General features: G+C 51.5%; 1 protein-coding gene. It reads right to left on the reverse strand.

The genetic code is table 11. From position 1 onward, the window contains the following. Positions 1-355, reverse strand: a 355-nt coding sequence (locus tag KHA85_RS20675) for a M10 family metallopeptidase C-terminal domain-containing protein (protein ID WP_213186739.1), incomplete at both ends; no start/stop codon positions are given.

The following is a 355-nucleotide window of genomic DNA, read 5'->3' on the forward strand; positions in this document are numbered from 1 at the left end:
GTCTGCGTGATTCCCAACAATGACGTCATTACCTGAGCCCCCTATCGCGTTTTCGATGGTGACGCCAGCGGCGATGGAAACATTCCCTTTTAATCCCCCGACGTCGGAGAAAGCGCCTTCGTTCAAGTTGATACGTTGATTTTGGCTATACCCCGAGAAATCAAGGGTATCATTACCGCCTGCATCCCAAACAGACATCACCAGTTTGTCGTGGCTGTCATTGAGCGTATAGAAGTCTCGGCCTGTATTTGAATTAAACCCGTAAACGGTGTCGCCGGTTCGGGTGGTCATATTGGCGCCGTAAAGATGCTGGATGGCCGCGATATCATCAACCAGCGGCGCAGCGGCATAGTAA

The sequence above is a fragment of the Dietzia massiliensis genome (assembly GCF_018390595.1).
In the GTDB taxonomy this organism is placed as follows: domain Bacteria; phylum Actinomycetota; class Actinomycetes; order Mycobacteriales; family Mycobacteriaceae; genus Dietzia; species Dietzia massiliensis.